The following is a 21773-nucleotide window of genomic DNA, read 5'->3' on the forward strand; positions in this document are numbered from 1 at the left end:
TAGTGAATACTAATTAACAGTACTCTTCATAAGCAGCTTGCAAATTAGCAACAATTGCTCCTGCTGGATTTCCTTCGATGTGGTGTCTCTCCAACATGTGAACCAACTCACCATCCTTGAACAATGCTACTGCAGGTGAACTTGGAGGGAATGGAGCCAAATGTTTTCTCGCTTCAGATACAGCATCGGTGTCAAAACCTGCGAATACAGTCACTAAATTATCTGGTTTTTTGTCTCCTGTTAATGAAAAAATCACTCCTGGTCTTGCTGCTCCTGCTGCACAACCACAAACCGAATTCACCACCAAAAGAGTGGTTCCTTCTTTTTTAAGCGCTTCATCAACCGCTTCTGGTGAGGTAAGGTCTTGGAAACCTTTATCAGTAAGTTCATGCTTCATTGGCATTACTAATTCTTCTGGATACATATTTATAAAGTTTAGGTTAAGATTAAGGTTGAGCTTACGTGACATTTAATAAAATGAAAATAATTTTCAACCAATTATTTTGCAAAAATACTTAATTAAATTTTTATTTCTGTGCATATCCGTTTTTTGTAATAATGAAACCTTTAGCGCAAAGATTATTTTTTAATAACCCAATGTTTTACTGTTCGTAAAGGCATTTCATTTAGCCAAGTTCTCAAAGATTTTGCATATTATGATAAAAAGCGGATTAGCAATTTATTTTTCTATTACTTAAGTCTATCAAAATTATTCCAAACCAAAATATGAGACATTTTGTCCATCAAAAAACCCGAACTCGAAAGTCCGGGCTTACAATCAAATCGATATGCAAAGGTTGAATATCCATACTGTGTTGGATGATGGATGTTGGGTGATGGAGGAATTTATCTCCCATCATCAGTCATCTTTCATCCTTCATTTTTAGCTTAGCAGTTTTTTCGCCATTTCGGAAATACTTTTTCCGTCTGACTTTCCTGATAAAATTTTTGAAGCTGCACCCATCACTTTTCCAATGTCTTTCATAGATTCTGCTTGTGTGTCTTCAATAATCTTTTTCAGTTCTGCTTCTAATTCTTCTGGCGACAATTGCGCCGGAAGATATTGCTCGATGACCTTCATCTGAGCATCTTCTACTTCTGCTAAGTCATTTCTTCCTTGCGCAGCAAATTGCTCATATGAATCTTTTCTTTGTTTAACCATTTTTTGCAAAATCGCTAACTCTTGTTCAGCAGAAACTTCAGCGCCTTTGGCTTCTGTTTTAGCTAAAAGAATTTGAGATTTCACAGCTCGCAATGCATCCAAAGCTACTTTATCTTTAGCCTTCATTGCAGTGACTATTGCCTGATTAATAGTTATTTCTAAACTCATAATTTATATTTTAACAATGGAACAATATAACAGTGTAGCAATTGTTAGATTGTTAGACTGGTACATTACTGCATTATAGTTTAATCTACGTCTTTATTCAAAAATCTGTTCTCACGAACTTGCATTTGACCTCTGTCATTTTCCGTAAGGAATGTTCTGATTTCTTGGTCTGATGCATTGCTGTCATTGATAGAAATATTTTTTCTTCTGAATGCAGGAACGGTTTCGAAATCGTTAGCATTTTCAGAAACTTGATATCTCGAATTGAATTCTTGCAACTTGTTTCTTCTTTCAGCAGAACGGTCTACATTAGTTGTTGGCTTGCTGATAAAAGTGAACTCCTCATGAATCTCCACTTCTTCTTTTACCTCTTCAACAACCGGTTTTTCCGCAACGATAGGTTGTGGAAATGTACGAGGCGCTTCTTCAACAACTTCCTTAACTTCCTCTACTTTCTCCTCGAAAACTACCGTTTCTTCTTCCTTGTCATTGATAAAAAAGCTGAATTCAATAGGCTTCTCCTCTGTGAAACTCACTTCATTAGAAATGGTCTTCACCTCCTCAGTAATTACTTCGTGCTTATCATCTTCTAAATCAAATGAAAAAGACTCTGCCTCCAAATCATCTTCAAAAGAGAACAATTCTGGTTGTTGAGGAATTGTAGATGCCACAGTTGAAGTCACAGGAACCTCCTGCTTTTCTACCACTTTGAATTCCATTTTTTTATCAAATGGATTTTCTCTTTTAGGTGTTTTAACTTCAAAATTAGGTGCTTTTTCTTCAACGATTTCGTCATCTAACCGAAAAAGACTTCTTGGCTCAGAATCCGTTTCTACAATCACTTCAGGAGCTTTTGGAGCCGCAGGTGTTTCAACAATTCTACTTCTATCTTCCAAAGAATCATTAAGGCTAAACTTAATTTTTTCTGTTGGACCTGTATTTTTGTGGTTCTCTTTTGCAAAACCAGTTGCAATAACCAACACGCTTACAGAATCTCCTAATTCTTCATCAGAACCAACCCCGAAAATAATATCTGCTGTATTACCAGCTTCTTTTTGGATATGATCCATGATCACTCCAATTTCGTCCATGGTTACTTCTTCTGACCCACTTCTAATCAACAATAGTACATTTTTGGCACCTGTGATTTTGTTGTCATTCAATAATGGGGAATCCAAAGCTTTCTTCACCGCTTCTTCAGCTTTGTTTTCACCAGAAGCTACTCCAGTTGACATCAAAGCCGTACCAGAATTCTGCAATACAGATTTAGCATCACGGAAGTCAATATTGACATCGAAATATCCAGTGATCACCTCGGCCATTCCTTTCGCAGCATTGGTCAACACTTCATCCGCTTTTGAGAATCCTTGTTTGAATCCAAGATTTCCAAATTGCTGACGAAGTTTGTCATTATTAATTACGATTAGAGAGTCAACATTATTTCTAAGTTTCTCTAATCCGCTTTCAGCCTGCTCTAATCTTCTCTTTCCTTCGAAGCTAAAAGGAACAGTCACGATTCCAACAGTCAAAATCCCTTGCTCTTTGGCTACTTTTGCAATAACTGGAGCTGCACCAGTTCCTGTTCCACCACCCATTCCTGCGGTAATGAAAACCATTTTGGTGTTTTGTCCAAGAGACGCTTTGATCTCGTCGATGCTTTCCAAAGCTGCTTTTTCACCAACTTCTGGATCTGCCCCTGCTCCAAGACCTTCGGTCATGGTTATTCCCAACTGAACTTTGTTGGCCACTGGGTTGTTATCCAATGTCTGCGCATCTGTATTGCAAACTACAAAATCAACACCGTGAATCCCACGTTCGTACATGTGCTTCAGCGCGTTGTTACCACCGCCACCAACTCCAATTACTTTTATGATTGATGAGTTTCCTTTCGGTAAATCGAATGAAAATCCTTCTGTGTTGTAATTTTCCATATGTATATGTTTTTCCTTATTAACGATTTATTATTCTACTTCTTCAAAGAATTTCTTTACTTTTTCCATTAATGACTGACCAAAAGTTGGCTTGTTTTTTCGGTTTTCCACCGTCTCTTGAACCAAAACTTTTTCTTCTGTCTGTGGAAGGGTTTCTGTCGCTGCAGCCACCGCTTCTTTTTCTGTAATCACTGGATTAGCTTCCACCATTTCTTTTACGACTGGTTTTTTGTCTCTTATTTTCAAACTTTCCATCAATAATCCGATGGACGTTGCAAACTCTGGACTCTTCAAGAATTGGTTTTTGTCATTAGCGATATACTCATTAGCATACCCAATTCTACTGTCAAAACCAGTGGTATAATTGGCTAATTGTCTGAGATTCTTCAAACTGGAGCCCCCTCCTGTAAGAACAATTCCTGCAATTAATTTTTTCTTTTGTTCGAAAGCGCCGTAAGCCTTCATTTCTGTATTGACCATTTCCAAAATTTCTTCAACTCTTGCATTGATAATTTGAGCTAAAGTTTTCAAAGAAATTTCTTTATCTGGTCTTCCGTGCAATCCAGGAATCGTCACATACGTTGAATCCTTCTCCATTTCTGGAACTGCAGAACCGAATTTAACCTTCAATTGCTCTGCATGTTTTTCAATAATGGAACATCCTTCTTTGATATCATCTGTAATAATCCCCCCTCCGTATGGAATAACACAGGTGTGACGGATAATATTATCTTTAAAAATGGCGATGTCAGTTGTACCACCACCTATATCAACGATGGCTACTCCAGCTTCCTTTTCTTCAGTTGTCAAAACCGCTTCTGAAGACGCTAAAGGCTCCAAAGTCAAAGCTTCCATTTCTAAACCTGCTTCATGAACACATCTTGCGATATTTTTGATACTTCCCATTTGGCCTACAACCACATGGAAATTAGCTTCTAAACGCTTTCCGTGCATACCGATAGGTTCGTGGATTTCGCCTTCGGAGTCTACTTTATATTCTTGAGGAAGTACATGAATAATCTCTTCTCCTGGAAGCATCACTAATTTTTTAACTTGATTTTTCAAGCTTTCGATGTCTTCTTCAGTAATAAATTGGTCGGGCTTTTCCCTCATAATGTAATCCGAATGCTGCAAAGAACGAATGTGCTTGCCAGCAATTCCGACGGTTACCTTCTTGATGGGAACTCCAGAACTGTTCTGCGCTTCTGCAACAGCTGCCTTGATTGAATTGATGGTTTGGGAAATATTGTTCACGATTCCTTTGTGAACTCCAAGACTTTTTGCTTTCCCAACTCCCATAATTTCAATCTTTCCATGAGAATTGCGTCGTCCGACAATCGCGACGATTTTGGTCGTCCCGATGTCTAATCCAACTGAGTACTCTTGATTTTCCATTGTATGTCGATTTGATTAATTATTCTTTTTTTCATCTTTGTTGGTTTTCTTTTTTTCTGATTCGGTTTTTTTAACGGTCGCCGAATTAGTTGGAATTTTTTCCAATTGCTTTCTTCTTATAGTAAGAATGCTATCGTTCTCTGCAAAATTGGGGTTAAGTGTGGTGACTACCTGATTGTCAAACTTCACCGATATTTTACTATACTTCTCAGGATTCTGATACACTAAGAATTTTTCTACAAATGTTTTGAATCCGTCGATTTTGAAATCTATGTTATCCAAATCTCCAATTTCGACCTTGAAGTTTCCTTCGCTGGTCAGAAGATAATAACTGAATTTTTTCTTTACTATCCCAATAAAATACTTTCTGCAAAAGTCATCTTCATTGATTTTCTTCACCAACTCTCCTACCTTCACATAATCTGCCTTATCTACTTTCCCCGTTACCAACATACAAGGGTAGGAATAGGTCTTAACAGTTGGAAACTCGTTGCCTTTGGCATCAACATAAAAGTCACTTCCTTCTTTCTGCAACCTGAAAATCGGAATCTTCTGCAAAACATCTACATTGACATGTCCCTTCAAATCCAAAAAGACATTCGCGCTGTCCACGGAAGGAATTGCGTTGAGCTCCTTCTCTAATTTAGGTACATCGACGTCACCCACACGACGTGTTGGATTGGCTTTCTTGACCATATCGGAAATCATCTTCTCGTCCATGAAGTACACTTGAGGATTAGAGTTCAATAACTTGACTTTAATCTCATTGTCTTTAATTTTTTGGTTACTGAAACGCTTCAATGAAAAACTGAGCAGGAATCCCAAAAGGATAACTGTTACCAAAATCTTCAATATTCTCCACTTGTTTTTCATAAAAAAGTTGCGTGATGCGAGTTTCGAGTTTTAAACTATTATTTTCTTTAATTTTAAATATTATTTGAACCTAACCATTCTACAATCGGGTCATAAAGAGTGTCAATATTTCCTGCTCCGACGGTTAGTAAAATGTCAAATTCTTTTCCTTTAATTTTATTAAATGCCTCATCAAGGCCTGATATTTCTTTCCTTTCTAAATTAATTTTCTCCAAAAGCCAATCGGATGACACTCCTGGAAAATTTTCTTGCAGTTCCCTTGCTGGATAGATGTCCAAAAGCACCAACTCATCTGCCTTTTCCAAACTTTTTGCAAATCCATCTACAAAATCCCTCGTTCTACTGAACAGGTGAGGCTGAAACGCTACCAATAATTTCTTCTCGGGATAAAATGTCTTAATCGATCCAATCACAGCATCCAATTCGGTTGGGTGGTGTGCGTAATCATCAACATAGATTTTTCCACTTTCAAAAATATGTTTGGTATATCTTCTTTTAATCCCTTTGAAATTAGCAATCCCCTTTTTCAAAGTTTCGAAATCCACGCCAAGATTATGCAAAATCGCAATTGCCACCGTTGCATTTTCTACGTTATGAATCCCTGGAATATGCCACGAAAAATCAATTTTTTCTCCTTCGTGATTGAAGTCAAACTTCATTAAGTCTCCTTCGATTCTAAGATTGTTGGAGTAATAATCTGCCTCTTCATTTACAGCATACGACAGACTTGGTCTTCCGATCTCAATTCCTTTTCTTACAAAAAGTTGTCTGTCCTCTGGTACCAAAGCTGCAAATGCTTTGAATCCTTCTTCTATGGTGTTTTTGTCACCGTAAATGTCCAAATGGTCAGCGTCTGTTGAAGTTATCACCGCCCAATCTGGAGAAAGTTGAAGAAAGCTTCTATCATATTCGTCTGCTTCCACCACAGAATATTCGTTTCCATTAAAGATGAAATTAGATTTGAAATTCTCCGAAATTCCACCTAAAAAACATGAAAAAGGTAAATCTGCTTCCTTGCAAAGATGTGCCACCAATGTAGAAGTCGTCGTTTTCCCGTGAGTCCCAGCAACCGCAATACAATCTGTGTCTTCAGTCACCAAACCAAGAACTTTCGCTCGCTTATGAACTGTAAATCCTTGTTGGTTGAAATAATCCAAAATCTCTAACTTCTTGATCGCAGGAGTATAAATCACCATCGTGTCCTCCGCACTTAGATTTTTGATACTATCATCTACAACATCTTGGAAAGTAATCTTGATTCCTTCCGATATAAGTTGCTTGGTTAACTTAGTTTCGGTCTTGTCATAACCTACTACATTTCTTCCCAAAGAGTGAAAATATCGAGCAAGAGCTGACATACCGATGCCGCCAATGCCAACGAAATAAAAATTCTTGAATGTATTGAGATAGTTCATTTTATTCTTTTTTTAGGTCGCTCCTACGGAGCTCAACAACTCGTTCTATTTTCTTCTACAAAAAGGTAGCATCTCCGATGCCTCATTAACTTAGGGTTTTCAAAATTTCATCCACAATTTCTTGAGTGGCTTTGGGTTTTGCAAAGAATTCCAAATTCTTTGACATTTCGTTTCTCAAACTTTCGTTATCACAGATTTCCATCAGCGTATTCCAAAATTTGTCGTCCATTTCCGAATCTTTAACCATTCGTGCTGCATTTTTTTCTAACAAAGTCTGCGCGTTTTTGGTCTGATGGTCTTCTGCTGCAAATGGAAAAGGAACCAAAAGCACAGGCTTACCAGCAATCGCCAATTCCGAAATTGCAATAGCTCCTGCTCTGGAAACAATAATATCTGCTGCAGAATAAGCCAAAGCCATGTCTGAGATGAATTCTTTTATTAAGATTTGAGTTTCGAGATTCGAGATTCGAGACTCATCTTGGCTCTTCGCTCTCGACTCTTGATTAGTCATAATCTCAGCATAATCTGTTTTACCCGTTTGCCAAATCAATTGAATGTCCTTTTCTACTAATTTTTCAATATTCTTTTTCCATCCGTTATTCAAAGTTCGAGAACCGAGAGAGCCTCCAACTGAGAGAATGGTTAATTTGTCTTTATCTAATCCCAGTTTTTCCTTCGCTTCTTCCTTGTTCATCATTCCAGTAAGAATGTTCTCACGAACAGGATTTCCCAAGAATTTGACTTGTGATTTTGGAAAAAAATGTTCCATATTAGGATAAGCGGTAAAAACGGTTTTAGCCTTCTTCCCATTCCAAATATTGGTCTTCCCGGGAAGTGAATTTTGCTCCTGAATAAATGTTGGTATCCCCAATTTAGCAGCCATATATAAAGCAGGCCCACTTGCAAATCCACCTGTTCCAACAGCGAAATCCGGCTGAAAATCTTTAATTAGTTTCTTTGCTTTATTCAAACTTGAGAAAAGCTTGAACGGTAATCCCAGATTCTTCAACAAGTTTCCACGGTCGAATCCAGCGATATTTAATCCTTCTATTCTGAATCCACTTTGTGGAACTTTCTCCATCTCCATTTTTCCGTTCGCTCCAATGAATAAAAATTCGGCGTCAGGAAATCTCTTCTGTAACTCCTGTGCAATGGCAATCGCAGGAAAGATATGTCCTCCTGTTCCGCCTCCGCTCATTAATATTTTAATCTTCTTATTCATTCTTATTATTGATCATTAATAAATGATAATTGATGAACTCGGGATGACCCATCTCTTATCTTTTATCATTCATATTAAGCTATATCATTTATTTCTTCAATATTCTGTTTTTTGCCAATTCCTTCTTCGTCATAAACTTGGATTCTCGAACTCACGTTAAGAATTAATCCTAACTGAATATAAGTCACCAACATCGAAGTCCCTCCGTAACTTATCAGCGGAAGAGGTTGTCCTGTTACCGGAATCAAATTAACTGCAACTGCAATATTGACCGATAGTTGCAGAAAAATCATTACTCCCATTGCCAACACCAGCAACGAACCGAAAAATGCAGGCATCTTACTCGCAATCATGACAATCCTAATCATCATAATCATATACATCATGATTAAAAAGACGGCACCAAACAATCCATATTCTTCTACGATAATAGCAAAAATAAAATCCGATGCAGATTGCGGTAGCATCTGTTTCAAGGCACTTTTTCCTGGTCCCATTCCTGTAATACCACCATGAACAATTGCAGCTTTGGCTTGCATGACTTGGTAATTCTTTGCCTTTGTTGCTTCGTCTTCAATTTGGTTAGGATTGGTTTTGGTCGAAGTAAATGTCTCGATCCTACTCATCCAAGTATGAACCCTATTTCCACCAATCATATTAGTATTAAGAGCCACCAGAATGAAAAGTACCGATGCAAAAATGGAAGTTGAAATAAATCCACCAATATATTTCCATTGCAACTGACCAATCACCAAAACAGCTATAGAAACCAACATAATCATCAACGCCGTTGAACCATTATCCTTAGCAACCAATACAAAAACAACTAAAATCGGAGCAAATATGTACATGATATTCTCGATTGGAAGTCGCTCCCGTTTCATTTTTTTTGCTAAATATCTACACAAGTATATAATCAGCATGAGATAAGCGAACGATGATGGCTGGAAAGAAATTGGTGTCCCAGGAATCTTCAACCATCGTGAAGCACTTGCTCCATCAATCGTCTGTCCGGTGAACATCGTAACGATCAACAAAACAATCATCAGACCAAGCAAAATACTACTTAGTTTCCCGATATATTCGTACTTGACGGTTCCTACCAAACGCATGATAGCAAGACCAAGAACCACAAAGAACATGTGCTTGATGACATGTCCTGTCGTTGTCCCATTATTGACAATGTACTCCAAGTTAGAACTTGCAGAATACACTGGAAAAATCGAAAAAACAGAAATAACAATAATAGCCATCCAAAGGACTTTGTCACCCTTTAGAAATTCAAATTTGTTTTCTGTATTTTGTTCGCTCATTCTTTTTTTAATTTTTTTAAAAGGAATATCCTATTCCTATTCCGTACCTGAAAGCAGGCAAGCCAAAAGTGGCTTCGTAATGCTTGTTGTTACCTTCGTCCACTTTAAATTCTGGTAACTTATCACTTAACACATTATATCGGTCTCCAATGGTTGCTCTGATTTCGTCTATCGTCGACTGATTAACCGAAGAACTAAAGTCAATAGACAAATTGTTATTAGAGTAACCAGGACCCATAATTACAAAATCAGCTGTCCATCTGTTATAAATTCTTAGTTTATAACCCGCCTGAATTCCCACAACAAAAGAGTGTACTTTAACTCCTAAATCAAAATAACTTTTATTGTTGTTATCATCTATATACCATCCATTGGTATCTGCTTCTCTATTCAAAAAGCTGGTGTAAGCACCCAAATAGAAACCGTCGAAGCCTCTTACTCCAGAAGTTTTCTTCATATAGTAACGATACTCTAAATTGCTGAATACTCCACTTTTGTATTGCAAACCAGAGATATACAGATCATCCCCCGTCACATCTTTAATCTTCAAACCTCCCCCGATATTGAATCCTAATCCTAATCCGAGGGAATGTCTTTTTGCAAATCCTCTCTCATAAGCAATCTGCGTTCTTCCCAAAATTTGAGAAGTCGCTACCCATTTCACACTGTTTTTGAATTCTCTTTCATCTGATTGGTTCTCGCTTTTTTGCGCAAATCCAATTTGGAAAATCGAAATCAAGAAAATAGCTACAATTTTTTTCATGGCTTTGTGTTTTTTATTGGTTTTCTATTACCTCTTTCTTAAACTGCCTTCCTCGGTCTTCATAGTTATTAAATAAGTCAAAACTTGCACAACAAGGTGACAGAAGTACTGTGTCTCCCTCTTCAGCAACGCTTCTACAAACCTCGAGCGCTTCCTTCATAGAACCTGTATCGTAGATCTGACTTTTTTTGTCTTTAAAGAAATTGATGATTTTAGAGTTATCTACTCCCATACAAACAATTGCCTTCACTTTCGTCTTAACCAATTGCTCAATTTCTTCGTAATTATTTCCTTTATCAACACCTCCAACAATCCAAACTGTTGGGTGTTTCATACTTTCTAATGCGTAATAACAAGCATTAACATTGGTTGCTTTGCTATCATTGATATAAGTTACACCTTTGAAAGTCCCAACATTTTCCAGGCGATGTTCTACGTTTTGGAAAGTCATCAATGCTGTTCTAATTTTTTCATGACTTACATTCAAAATATTACCAGCAATAGCTGCAGCGAGACTGTTAGCAACATTGTGAGTACCCATCAGTGAGAGCTCATCAATCCGCATACTGAATCCGTTCTGCATCTTAACTACCATATTATCTCCATCGATGTATCCACCTTCTTCGACTTCAGTTTTCATTGAAAACGGAAGCAATTTTGATTTTAAATCTAATTTCTGAAGAAGCTTCATGCTCATTTCATCGTCTTTGTTGTAGATGAAATAATTTTCTTCTGTTTGGTTGTCCGCTATTCTGAATTTAGCTAAAGCATATTCTTCAAAATTATAATTGTACTGATCAAGGTGGTCTTCTGACAAATTCAGTAACAAAGCGATATATGGTCTGAAATTCTGAATATCATCCAGCTGAAAAGAGCTGACCTCCAAAACAAAATAATCGTACTGGTCTTCTGCAACTAATTTTGCAAAACTGGTCCCGATATTACCGCCCAATCCAACATTGAAATTATCTTCTTTCAGAATGTGATAAATCAAAGACGTCGTAGTAGTCTTACCGTTACTACCAGTAATTGCAATAATTTTGGCATCGGTAAACTCCGAAGCAAATTCGATTTCCGAGGAAAGCCTAATTCCCTTCTCTTTGATTTTCAGAATTAATTCTGCTTTTTTGGGAATTCCAGGGCTTTTCACCACCCAATCCGCTGAAAGAATTCTATCTTCATCATGTGCTCCTTCTTCGAACTCGATTTCATTAGCTAAAAGCTCCGCTTTATAAGCATCAGAAATCATCCCTCTATCCGAGAGAAAAACTTCGAATCCCTTTTTCTTCGCTAAAACCGCGGCTCCAACACCGCTTTCACCGCCTCCAAGAATAATTATTTTCATATTTTTTTCCATTGGTTCGACCAAGGACATTCTATTTTGAATCTCAAGGATTCGTTAGTTTGTTTTTTTTCTTTTTATCTTATTTTCAAAGTGATAAGACATACAATAGCCAATAACACTCCGATAATAATCATTCGATTCACGATTTTGCTTTCATGATAGCCTCCTTTCTGATAATGATGATGCAAAGGCGACATGCGGAAGAGTCTGTTATTCTGCGCATACTCTAACCCGAATTTTCTTTTTCTATATTTGAAAACAACCACCTGCAACATCACCGAGATATTTTCGATTAAGAAAATTCCGCACAACACAGGAATCATCAATTCTTTCCTAAGAATAATTGCCAAAACGGCAATAACTCCTCCTAACATCAAACTTCCCGTATCTCCCATAAAAACTTGAGCTGGATAAGTATTGTACCAGAAAAATCCAATCACGGCACCCACCATCGCGACAGCAAAAATCGTGGTCTCACCCATATTCGGAAGAAACATAATATTAAGGTAATCCGCAAAAATCATATTCCCTGAAACGTAGGCAAAAAATGCTAAAGTCAGGAGTATCACAGCACTTGTCCCTGCTGCTAATCCATCAATTCCATCGGTAATATTAGCTCCATTAGAAACTGCTGTTACAATAAAAATAACCATCGGAATAAAAACAATCCAAGCCCACTCGTGCGCATCTTCCTCATTCATCCAAAATAGTAATCCACTATAATCGAATTCGTTATTCTTAACAAAGGGAACAGTGGATACCATTATCTTTTCTGTGGGCATAAAGTTTTGCTCCACATTATTTCTATTGATAATATGCGTGTCTGCATACTTTCTTTTCACTGTAATATCCGAATTGAAATACATGGTAATCCCAACGATAAGTCCTAAACCTACCTGCCCAATCACCTTGAAAATTCCGCTGAGTCCGTCTTTATTTTTTTTGATCTTCTTGAGATAATCATCAATAAATCCAATCGCTCCCATCCAAATCATAGAGACTAATAGCAACATAATGTAGATGTTATCTATCTTGGTGAACAACACCACCGGAATATGAGTAGAAACAATAATAATTAATCCTCCCATTGTTGGAGTCCCTTGTTTCTCCTTTTGACCATCTAATCCAAGGTCTCTTACCAATTCTCCCATCTGTTTTCTTCGCAGATAATTGATGATTTTCTTACCGTAAACCAATGCAATAATTAAGGAAAACAGAACGGACATTGCCGCACGGAACGTAATGTACCGCATCAAGTTAAGTCCCGGAATCGAAATCCCTTGTTGAGTTAAATATTCGTATAGGTAGTATAGCATAATTGATAGATGATTATTGATGATTGATAGGTGTGATGAAAAATATTGCCATCACAAGCTCTCTCCTAATTTCTTTTTATATGTTGATGTTACTTTCACTATTTCTTCTGCTTCTGTTTTTAATTTATTTAAAGTTTGAAGCGAAACTATATTTAAATTTTCCATTATTTCAATCCAAAAAAGTGTCTCGTCTGCTTCTTCAACAACCACACACAATTTTGAATACTTTTCCTTGTTAGACCTTGCTCTGCACATTGCTCTATAATTAGCTGCAACGGAAGTAGAAGATCTAAATATCTGCTTCCTGATAACTGAAACTTTATCAGAATAAGGGATCTCAGACAACTCATTGATGATACTTATAGCTAAAGCCTTTGTTCTTTCGGAAAAAACTTGGTTATAATCCATTTTGGTTTCATCAATTATCATTGATCACTTATTAATTACGTCACTTTCCCATCAGTTTCAAAAGTTCCAAAAGGGTTTCCCTATCATCAAAGTGAATCCTTTCTCCGTTAATTTCTTGATAGTTTTCATGTCCTTTTCCAGCAACCAAGATGATATCTTTGGGCTCTGAAAATTTTATTGCCATTTTAATGGCCTCTCGTCGATCAGGAATTGCAGTGAACTTACTATAATTCTGAGGTTCGACTCCTTTTTCTATCTCTTTAATAATATCGTTAGGATTCTCTGTTCTTGGATTGTCCGATGTGATAATGGATAACGTCGACTTGCGGGTTGCAATTTTCCCCATTTCTGGTCGCTTTTCCTTATCTCGATTTCCCCCACATCCAAAAACAGTGATTAATCGCTCGTTTTTGGTTCTAATTTCATTAATGGTGTCCAAAACATTATCCAATGCATCCGGCGTATGCGCATAATCCACAATGCAGTTAATTCCAGAATCTGATTGAAAAGTTTCGAATCTTCCTGAGACTCGTTTCAATTCTGAAATAACTCTTAGAACATCCTCTTCATGGAATCCCAATTCAACGGTAACCGCATACGCTAAAAGCAGATTATAGATATTAAATCTTCCTGTTAACGTGGTCCAAAATTCTTTTCCATTGAAATTCAGCAACATTCCGTTGAAGTCAATTTCAATCGCCTTTCCATGATAATCGGCCATGGTTTTCTGCGCGAATGATTTCTTCTCGGCTTTGGTGCTCTGTAACATCACCTTGCCATTCTTATCGTCATAGTTGGTGATGGCTATTGCTCCTTCGGGAAGTTCATCAAAGAATCTTTTCTTGGTTTTCAAGTATTCATCAAAACTTCCATGATAATCCAAATGGTCATGAGTAATGTTGGTAAAACCTGCAATTTTAAAATGCAAACCTTCGATCCTATCTTGATGAATCCCATGAGAACTCACCTCCATAAAGGCGTATTCGCAACCTTTGTCTACGGCTCCGCGCAAGATCTTATTAAGAGTAATAATATCCGGCGTTGTATGTGTCGAAGGAATAATATGGTCGCCAATTCTATATTCTACTGTCGAAATCAATGCGGAAGAAAAACCTAATTTTTCAAAAATGTGAAAAAGTAATGTGGTCACCGACGTTTTTCCGTTGGTTCCTGTAATACCTATCAATTCTAATTTCTCTGACGGATTTCCAAAAAAATTAGAGGCCAATTTCCCTAAAGCTTTTGAAGAATCTTTGACCTTGATATAGGTTATTTCCCCTTCCAAATTTTCTGGAAGTTCTTCGCAAACAATCGTTGACGCTCCTTTCTCAATTGCAGAATGAATAAAATTATGCCCATCTGCAACACTCCCTTTGACAGCAACATACAGCGAGTTTTCACTTGCTTTTCTGCTGTCAAATACCAATTCGGAAACCTCACGATTGGTTTCGCCTTGGGTTTCTAAAACAGGGACTCTATTAAGTAAGTCAGACAATATCATTTTCTAATTCTGTAATTTTAAATAAATTCTTTGGTCTTTTTTAATTCTGGTTCCGGCTAAAGGAAACTGTTCCAAAATTTTTCCAACTCCTTTATATTGTACACGATATCCTAAGTTTTCTAACTGAGGAATCACATTTTTTCCAATTTTTCCGGTTACTTCCGGCATCAGATTCCCGTTGACTGCAATTTTTACATTAGGCTCGGTCAACTTTGACAAATCCACCTTTTTGTCCACCAGTAAATCCTTTTCAACATTTTGAGGCGTTTTTAAGAAGGTCTTTCCAGCAATCTCTTTAAAAACGGGTGCTGCAACGGTAGCTCCATAAAATCCTTTGGAAACATCAGGCTCACTTACCATTACATAGCAAGTATATTTGGGGTTATCTGCTGGATAAAACCCCGCAAATGACGCTCTATATTTCATGGGACCAGGAAGCCAATACTCAAATCTTGCAGTACCTGTTTTCCCAGCCATTCTAAGGTTAGGTGTAAATATACTTTTTGCAGTTCCTTTTTCAACTGCTTTTGTAAGTGCGCTTGTCATCATCCCAATCGCCTTGTCAGAAGCCATTTTCTTTACCATCACTTGTGGTTTAGCCTCATAAAGAACTTGTCCGTCTCTCATTATTTTGTCAATGAAAAGAGGCTTTAACATTACTCCTTTGTTAGCGATACCATTATAAAAGGTAGCCAATTGCAGCAAGTTGATATTAGTTGCATAACCGTAAGAAATAGAAGCCAAAGTCCCTGGAGTCCATCTTTTACTTTTGGGAGTATAAATAAATGGCTTCGTTACTCCAGGAAGTTCAATATCCATTTTATCAAAAAGTTTCCAACGACGCAAATGGTCGAGGAAAACTTCTGGCTTATCTCCATAATATTTAGTAATCAATTTAGCTGTCCCGACATTACTGGATTTTGCCAAAACATCACTAATCTCATAGGTTCCACCACCGTGTCCGTCGGTTACTCTTTGTCCTTTATAATTCCATACTCCACCTCCAACATTAACTGTTGTTGATTCATCAATAAATCCGTCGTCCATCGCAGCAAGAAGCGAAATAGTCTTAAATGTGGAGCCCGGCTCTATATTATCTTTAAGACCATAATTATAGGCATCAACGTACACTCCAGGTTCGGTTCTCTGCAAGTTCACCATTGCTTTTACCTTCCCTGTCGCAACTTCCATCAAGATGACCGTCCCATGTTTTGCATCAAACTGAATCAATTGCTTCTCCAATGCTGAATGCGCAATATCTTGAATTCTTAAATCCAAAGTGGTATAAACATCTTTACCATCGATAGGCTCTTTCTCTCTCCAATAATCAATAGGTTTCCACTGAGAAGAGTTGATTCTTTGCTCTAATCGACTTCCATCTACACCTGAGAGATATTTGGAAAAAGCTCCTTCCAAACCAGATTTGTACTGACCATTGTCCATTCCGATGGTACCTGCTCCAATTTCTGTAGTGGCTAATTCTCGGCGATAATTACGATCAACGATAAAACCTCCTTTATTCTTCCCTTTTTTAAAGATTGGAAAATTTCTGATTCTATCGTATTGATCAAAGTCTAAACCTCTAATAAGCGAATAATACTGGTTGCCCTTCTTTCTTTCGTTATCGAATTTCTGACGATAGTAAGAACTTGACTTTCCAAACATCCTACTAAGAGAATCCGACAATGCACCAATATTATTACTATAGGCTGTATCTTTAATAGTTTTGAAATCGACATATATATCGTATCTCATCACTGTTGTTGCCAAAATAGAACCATCAGAAGCATAAAGATTACCTCTCGCGGCCTTCAAAGTAGCTTCTCTATAATTATTATTAATATAATCCGCCTTAATTTCCTCTACATTGGTGTTTTGTAATAAAATAATTCTCCCAATAAAAACTATAAACATCACTATAACAACCCCTGCAAAAAGGTAGCCCCATCGTAAGGTCTTCTTCCTTTTTATATCAAACTCATTTGCTTGCATAGGTACTGTCTAGTTTTATTAACAATTTATGTGGATGCTCTTCTAGCGGTAATAATGAATCATGCACCATCTCTTTTCCCAATTCTGACTCCATTTTCACTTTGATGAGCCTACTTTGGGCAAAAGCATTTCTTGACTTGTATTCTTCCGCTTGTTCCTTCAGCCCATTAACTATTTTAATCTTCTTATTGACCAAGTGATTACTATAAATCATGGCCATTAACATTAGGAACAATAAAAGAAAAAACTTGTAGTGACTTTTGATCTCGTCACGATTCAAGAAGTTACCCTTCACAATATCTATGAAAGTAAGTTTCTTCTGAGGCTGATATGTTTTTCTTTTCGCCACGTTTTTTTATGATTAATGAATAATAATTGATCAGTAATAACTAACTCTTTGTTAACATTTTATCTTTTATCATTCATCTTTTATTATTTATACTTTAATTCCAACTCTTAATTTAGCACTTCTTGCACGAGAGTTATCTTCTATTTCGTTCTCGTTAGGAATGATTGCCTTGGTTTGCTTCAATTCAAATGCTTTCTGGTAGTTACCATAAATATCTCGTTGCGGCTCTCCTTCAAACATTCCGTTTTTTAAAAATCTCTTTACCAATCTATCTTCTAATGAGTGGTATGAAATAACAACCAGTCTCCCATCCTTCTTCAACATTCTGTAAGACTGTTCAAGCATCTCCTTCAAAACTTCCAACTCTTGATTAACTTCAATACGTATTGCCTGAAAAACCTGAGCAAAAAATTTGTTTTGCTTATGCTGTGGAATAAAAGGAAACAATGATTTCAAATCATCAGTTGTTTCAATCCCTTTTTCTTTCCTTTTATGAACAATGATTCTTGCCAACTTTCTTGCGTCTCGCAATTCCCCATAATGATAAAAGATATCTGCCAACCGCTCTTCTTCGTATTCATTAATCACTTTTTTGGCATCTAAATGCTGTAAAGTGTTCATCCTCATATCTAAAGGAGCGTTTGCTCTTATGGAAAAACCTCTTTCTGGCTCATCAAATTGATGTGAAGAAACCCCCAAATCAGCCAAAATCCCATCCACTTGTTCTATTCCATATGCCCAAAGCGAGTTTTCGAGATATCTGAAATTCTGATTAATAAGGGTAAATCTGTCATCATCTATCTTATTCTCCAACGCATCCAAATCTTGGTCAAAACCATAAAGCCTTCCCTTTTCTGATAATCTTTTCAGAATCTCACGAGAATGTCCGCCTCCTCCAAAAGTACAATCAACATATACTCCGTCGGGATTAACAACCAATTCGTCTACGCTTTTCTCCAGCAAAACCGGAATATGATATTCTTCGTTATACAAAATGTTATATTTCTTATATTTTGATTCTGAAATTATTCGTCTTCCAAATTAATTTCTCCCATGACCTCTTCAGTAAGAGCAGCAAAGTCATCCTGATTAGTTGCAATATTTTCTTCGTAAGCCTCTTTGTCCCAGATTTCGAAAAACTCTCCGACTCCAGAGATTACAATTTCTTTGTCCAAGCCTGCGAATACCTTCAAATCCTTCGGAATCAATATCCTATCAGCTTTATCCAAGTCAACAGTCTTAACACCAGCTGTAAACATCCTGATGAAATCTGTATTTTTTTTGACAAAACGATTCAATTTATTAATCTTCTGCATCATTTTTTCCCAAGGACCCATTGGATAGACTTCCAAACATTTTTGAAAAACCGCTCGCTTAATGACAAAGTTTTTATCTTCAACACTTTCCAAATGCTTAACTAGAGGCGAAGGTAATTTTAACCTCCCCTTTTCGTCTATCTTGCACTCGTATGTCTCGAAAAAATAGTTCATTTGGAGCAAAAATATACAAAAAATTTCAAACCGTCCCACTTTTTCCCACTTTTTGACTTAATGTGAATAACTTTTGACCTTAACAACCTAATAAGTTGGTTCTGAAATCATTAAAACCAACTTCTCTCCACATAAAAAAGCACATTTATAATTCAAAAAAAATAATATTGATATCTCTGCATTGCTTTTAATTTTTTATTTCTTTATTTGTATTTTTGCATTTGATTCTATCATATGATATTTAAAACCAGAAAAGAGAAAAAATTCACGTTTGTTGAGGCGGGAGAAGGTCATCCTTTAGTCCTATTACATGGATTGATGGGAGGTCTGAGTAATTTTGATGAAATGATTCAATTCTTTTCCGGAAAGGGATATAAGATTCTGGTTCCTCAACTTCCGATATACGACTTGCCCATTCTCAATACCAATCTTACAGCAATCTCCAAGTTTGTTGCAAAATTTATTGAAGAACACGTGAAAGGACCTGTTACAATTGTAGGCAATTCGATGGGAGGACATATAGGTCTTATCCTGACTTTAGCACGTCCTGACTTGGTAAAAAATCTAGTCCTTACGGGAAGCTCCGGATTGTACGAAAGAGCTTTTGGCGACAGTTTCCCAAGAAAAAGCGATAAAGAATATATTAAAAAGAAGACTCAAGAAGTTTTCTACGACCCAAGTGTGGCAACAGACCATCTGGTTGATGAGGTTTTTGCAGTTGTTAACGACCGAATGAAGGGAATCAAAACTGTTATGCTCGCTAGAAGTGCCATCAAACACAATATGTTAGATGACCTTCCTAAGATTACTTGCCCAACTTGCCTTATTTGGGGCAAGCAAGACAATGTGACTCCTCCAGAAGTTGCAGAAGATATGCACAAGTACATTCCGAATTCGGATTTGTTTTGGATTGACAAATGTGGACATGCTGCAATGATGGAGAAACCAAAAGAATTCAACGAGATTCTTTATAATTGGCTGAAAAACAAAGAATAAGTCTATACTCAACCATTAAGGACTCTTAATGGTTTTTTATTTTTGAAAATATGGTAATTAAAACCGCTGATTTTGTAAAAAGCAGTCAAAGATGGCAAGACTGTCCAGAGCCCAACCTTCCAGAATACGCATTCATTGGACGCTCTAATGTTGGAAAGTCATCTCTAATTAATGCGTTGCTTAGCAGGAAGGATTTAGCAAAAACGTCTCAAACGCCAGGTAAAACTCAATTAATTAATCATTTCCTTATCAATGAGGAATGGTATCTCACCGATTTGCCAGGTTACGGATACGCAAGAGTTTCTAAGGTACAAAGAAAAGATTTCGAAAAACTGATTACCAATTATATTCTTAACCGAAAAAATTTGGTCAATCTTTTTGTTCTCGTTGATTCGAGACATACTCCACAAAAAATCGATTTAGAATTCATCGAATGGTGCGGAGAAAGCGGCATCCCTTTTTCGATTGTATTCACCAAAACCGATAAACTAAAGCCCAACGCAGCGATACAGAATATCCAGAAATACGAAGAAGAACTTCTCAAAACATGGGAAGAGGCTCCTCAAATGTTTTCGACTTCTGCAGAAAAAAAAGAAGGAACCGATGCCATTCTGGACTATCTTCAGCAAACCAACGAATATCTAAGAAAGAATAAAATCCGTTTTGAGTAAAATCAAAATCTCTCTATTATAATGAATAATATCATCTGGTCTGTTAAATCATTTGATGAACTATCTACTTTAGAACTCTATAAAATATTAGAAGCAAGGGTTAATGTTTTTGTTGTCGAACAAATCTGCCCTTATCCAGAATTGGATTTTTATGACCAAAAGGCGCTTCATCTTTTCGGAACAAAAGATGGTGACATTGTAGCTTATTGTAGAATTTTCCCAAAGGGAATTAAATATGATGAAACTTCTATTGGTCGCGTTCTCACGACCGAAAAAGGAAGAGGACAATCACTGGGAAAAACACTAATGCAACTAGCTATCGAAACCATTGCAACCCGATTTCAAACCTCAGAAATCAGAATTTCAGCACAAGACTACCTCATCAACTTTTATCATAGTTTTGGTTTTCAGGATACAGGGAAAAAGTATCTTGAAGATAATATCCCGCACACTGAAATGCTGAGAAAGTAAATTTATAAGCTTTAATCTTGCTACCTAACAATATTGAGAAATTATCAGCCATAATTAGTTTACATTTATTTTTCGACTACTCTTTTGAATGTTGTATCAATTACAAAACCCTATGAAATCTCAGAATTGTATATAAGTTAATTTAATAATTTTACCGTTGACACGAATTATCATTTGACAACAAAAAATTCCGAGATTAATACTTAATTTGTTTTGAAAAAAAAGACACAGACAAATTCAAAATGAAGAATTTCAAAAGCCATTATCCCTACCTCTCCGATGAAGAAGCACAACTTCTTGAGTCTATCGGTGTCGAAAAGAATTATAAAAAATCGGATGTTATTTAGATATCAATACCGTTTCAAAATATTTTTTTATTGTTGAATCAGGAGTTTTGTGTGGCTATCGCTTTACTGAAGATTTTGATGAAAAGGTGCTTTTTCTGATCCATGATGATCAAATCTTCATGTCCCCTGACACCTTTTCAATACCAATGAGAAAATCAACAGATACGTATTTGAAGCTATCACCGACCTTTGCGTTATTCGATTTGACTTTTATTTATTAGAGTCATATGCTTCAAAACATCCTGGTATATTTCGTTTCTATACCGATACCATAAAAAATATGGCCCATGCGCCGGTTACCCGTATTGAAGGGTTCGCATACGCCAAGGCGGAAGAACGTTATAGAAAACTGATTGAAAATAGACCATTATTAGCTAATACTGTCTTAGATAAGTATGTTGCACAGTTTCTTGGGATTACACCCACTTCATTCTCTAGATTAAAAAGAAAAATTAAAAAGGAAGAGTAAACCACTTGTCATTTGGCAAGATTACACATGTATTTTAGTAATAATTTCGTAGAAAATAAACTAAAAAACACCAAATCCTATATTAAATATCAACCTTTTGGTCAATTAATGCTATTGATTTTACAAAAAACATTGCAATATGAAAATATTGTAAACTAAAACATAATACTAATAAA

21 protein-coding genes are annotated in these 21773 nt (G+C 36.6%); 4 read left to right on the forward strand and 17 right to left on the reverse strand.

What is annotated here, in order from left to right; all coding sequences use genetic code 11:
* Window positions 1-13: 13 nt before the first annotated feature.
* The 17 genes from AC4AGG_RS03200 to mraZ all read right to left on the reverse strand — a co-directional run bounded on the left by AC4AGG_RS03200 (window position 14) and on the right by mraZ (window position 18643).
* A complete protein-coding gene (locus AC4AGG_RS03200) occupies window positions 14-424 on the reverse strand; it encodes a BrxA/BrxB family bacilliredoxin (RefSeq protein ID WP_489770559.1) in 411 nt (136 codons plus the stop codon).
* 459 nt (window positions 425-883) lie between these two features.
* On the reverse strand, window positions 884-1330 hold the full coding sequence (locus AC4AGG_RS03205; RefSeq protein ID WP_489770537.1) for a GatB/YqeY domain-containing protein: 447 nt from the start codon (window positions 1328-1330) through the stop codon (window positions 884-886).
* Window positions 1331-1410: 80 nt separating this feature from the next.
* On the reverse strand, window positions 1411-3261 hold the full coding sequence (gene ftsZ / locus AC4AGG_RS03210; protein ID WP_489770538.1) for a cell division protein FtsZ: 1851 nt from the start codon (window positions 3259-3261) through the stop codon (window positions 1411-1413).
* Window positions 3262-3291: 30 nt separating this feature from the next.
* The gene (gene ftsA, locus AC4AGG_RS03215; protein ID WP_489770539.1) at window positions 3292-4656 is read right to left on the reverse strand and encodes a cell division protein FtsA; all 1365 of its coding nucleotides are present in this window, start codon (window positions 4654-4656) and stop codon (window positions 3292-3294) included.
* 15 nt (window positions 4657-4671) lie between these two features.
* Window positions 4672-5529 (reverse strand): cell division protein FtsQ/DivIB, encoded by an 858-nt coding sequence (locus AC4AGG_RS03220; protein ID WP_489770540.1) that lies wholly within the window; start codon window positions 5527-5529, stop codon window positions 4672-4674.
* Between the two features lie 53 nt (window positions 5530-5582).
* The gene (gene murC / locus AC4AGG_RS03225) at window positions 5583-6944 is read right to left on the reverse strand and encodes a UDP-N-acetylmuramate--L-alanine ligase (RefSeq protein WP_489770541.1); all 1362 of its coding nucleotides are present in this window, start codon (window positions 6942-6944) and stop codon (window positions 5583-5585) included.
* An 85-nt stretch (window positions 6945-7029) separates the two neighbouring features.
* Entirely contained in the window at window positions 7030-8166 is a 1137-nt protein-coding gene (gene murG / locus AC4AGG_RS03230; RefSeq protein ID WP_489770542.1) for an undecaprenyldiphospho-muramoylpentapeptide beta-N-acetylglucosaminyltransferase, read from the reverse strand.
* 74 nt (window positions 8167-8240) lie between these two features.
* Window positions 8241-9479, reverse strand: coding sequence for an FtsW/RodA/SpoVE family cell cycle protein (locus AC4AGG_RS03235; protein ID WP_489770543.1), 1239 nt, complete (start codon window positions 9477-9479; stop codon window positions 8241-8243).
* Between the two features lie 16 nt (window positions 9480-9495).
* Window positions 9496-10242, reverse strand: a complete 747-nt coding sequence (locus tag AC4AGG_RS03240; protein ID WP_489770544.1) for a porin family protein — start codon at window positions 10240-10242, stop codon at window positions 9496-9498.
* A 13-nt stretch (window positions 10243-10255) separates the two neighbouring features.
* Window positions 10256-11587 (reverse strand): UDP-N-acetylmuramoyl-L-alanine--D-glutamate ligase, encoded by a 1332-nt coding sequence (murD, locus tag AC4AGG_RS03245; protein WP_489770545.1) that lies wholly within the window; start codon window positions 11585-11587, stop codon window positions 10256-10258.
* Between the two features lie 74 nt (window positions 11588-11661).
* Window positions 11662-12903, reverse strand: a complete 1242-nt coding sequence (mraY, locus tag AC4AGG_RS03250) for a phospho-N-acetylmuramoyl-pentapeptide-transferase (RefSeq protein WP_489770546.1) — start codon at window positions 12901-12903, stop codon at window positions 11662-11664.
* Between the two features lie 51 nt (window positions 12904-12954).
* Window positions 12955-13311, reverse strand: a complete 357-nt coding sequence (locus AC4AGG_RS03255; protein WP_489770547.1) for a four helix bundle protein — start codon at window positions 13309-13311, stop codon at window positions 12955-12957.
* A 40-nt stretch (window positions 13312-13351) separates the two neighbouring features.
* The gene (locus tag AC4AGG_RS03260; protein WP_489770548.1) at window positions 13352-14812 is read right to left on the reverse strand and encodes a UDP-N-acetylmuramoyl-L-alanyl-D-glutamate--2,6-diaminopimelate ligase; all 1461 of its coding nucleotides are present in this window, start codon (window positions 14810-14812) and stop codon (window positions 13352-13354) included.
* Between the two features lie 3 nt (window positions 14813-14815).
* Window positions 14816-16804: a penicillin-binding transpeptidase domain-containing protein gene (locus AC4AGG_RS03265; protein WP_489770549.1), complete on the reverse strand. Its 1989-nt coding sequence runs from the start codon at window positions 16802-16804 to the stop codon at window positions 14816-14818.
* Window positions 16791-17153 carry an FtsL-like putative cell division protein gene (locus AC4AGG_RS03270; RefSeq protein ID WP_489770550.1) on the reverse strand — a complete coding sequence of 121 codons (363 nt, stop codon included), beginning with the start codon at window positions 17151-17153 and terminating at the stop codon, window positions 16791-16793. Before AC4AGG_RS03270 ends, AC4AGG_RS03265 begins: the two co-directional genes overlap by 14 nt.
* A gap of 87 nt (window positions 17154-17240) precedes the next feature.
* Window positions 17241-18146: a 16S rRNA (cytosine(1402)-N(4))-methyltransferase RsmH gene (rsmH, locus tag AC4AGG_RS03275; protein ID WP_489770551.1), complete on the reverse strand. Its 906-nt coding sequence runs from the start codon at window positions 18144-18146 to the stop codon at window positions 17241-17243.
* Window positions 18147-18178: 32 nt separating this feature from the next.
* Complete coding sequence (gene mraZ, locus AC4AGG_RS03280) at window positions 18179-18643, reverse strand: division/cell wall cluster transcriptional repressor MraZ (RefSeq protein WP_489770552.1); 465 nt, start codon at window positions 18641-18643, stop codon at window positions 18179-18181.
* A 234-nt stretch (window positions 18644-18877) separates the two neighbouring features.
* Here mraZ and AC4AGG_RS03285 point away from each other — a divergent pair, with 234 nt between their 5' ends.
* From AC4AGG_RS03285 to AC4AGG_RS03300, 4 genes are all read left to right on the forward strand, one after another.
* The gene (locus AC4AGG_RS03285; RefSeq protein WP_489770553.1) at window positions 18878-19639 is read left to right on the forward strand and encodes an alpha/beta fold hydrolase; all 762 of its coding nucleotides are present in this window, start codon (window positions 18878-18880) and stop codon (window positions 19637-19639) included.
* A 50-nt stretch (window positions 19640-19689) separates the two neighbouring features.
* Window positions 19690-20310 (forward strand): ribosome biogenesis GTP-binding protein YihA/YsxC, encoded by a 621-nt coding sequence (gene yihA, locus AC4AGG_RS03290; RefSeq protein ID WP_489770554.1) that lies wholly within the window; start codon window positions 19690-19692, stop codon window positions 20308-20310.
* A gap of 21 nt (window positions 20311-20331) precedes the next feature.
* Window positions 20332-20781: a GNAT family N-acetyltransferase gene (locus AC4AGG_RS03295; protein WP_489770555.1), complete on the forward strand. Its 450-nt coding sequence runs from the start codon at window positions 20332-20334 to the stop codon at window positions 20779-20781.
* Between the two features lie 627 nt (window positions 20782-21408).
* Window positions 21409-21597, forward strand: coding sequence for a hypothetical protein (locus AC4AGG_RS03300; RefSeq protein ID WP_489770556.1), 189 nt, complete (start codon window positions 21409-21411; stop codon window positions 21595-21597).
* Window positions 21598-21773 lie beyond the last annotated feature (176 nt).

This window comes from Chryseobacterium sp. CG10_8 (assembly GCF_058117085.1).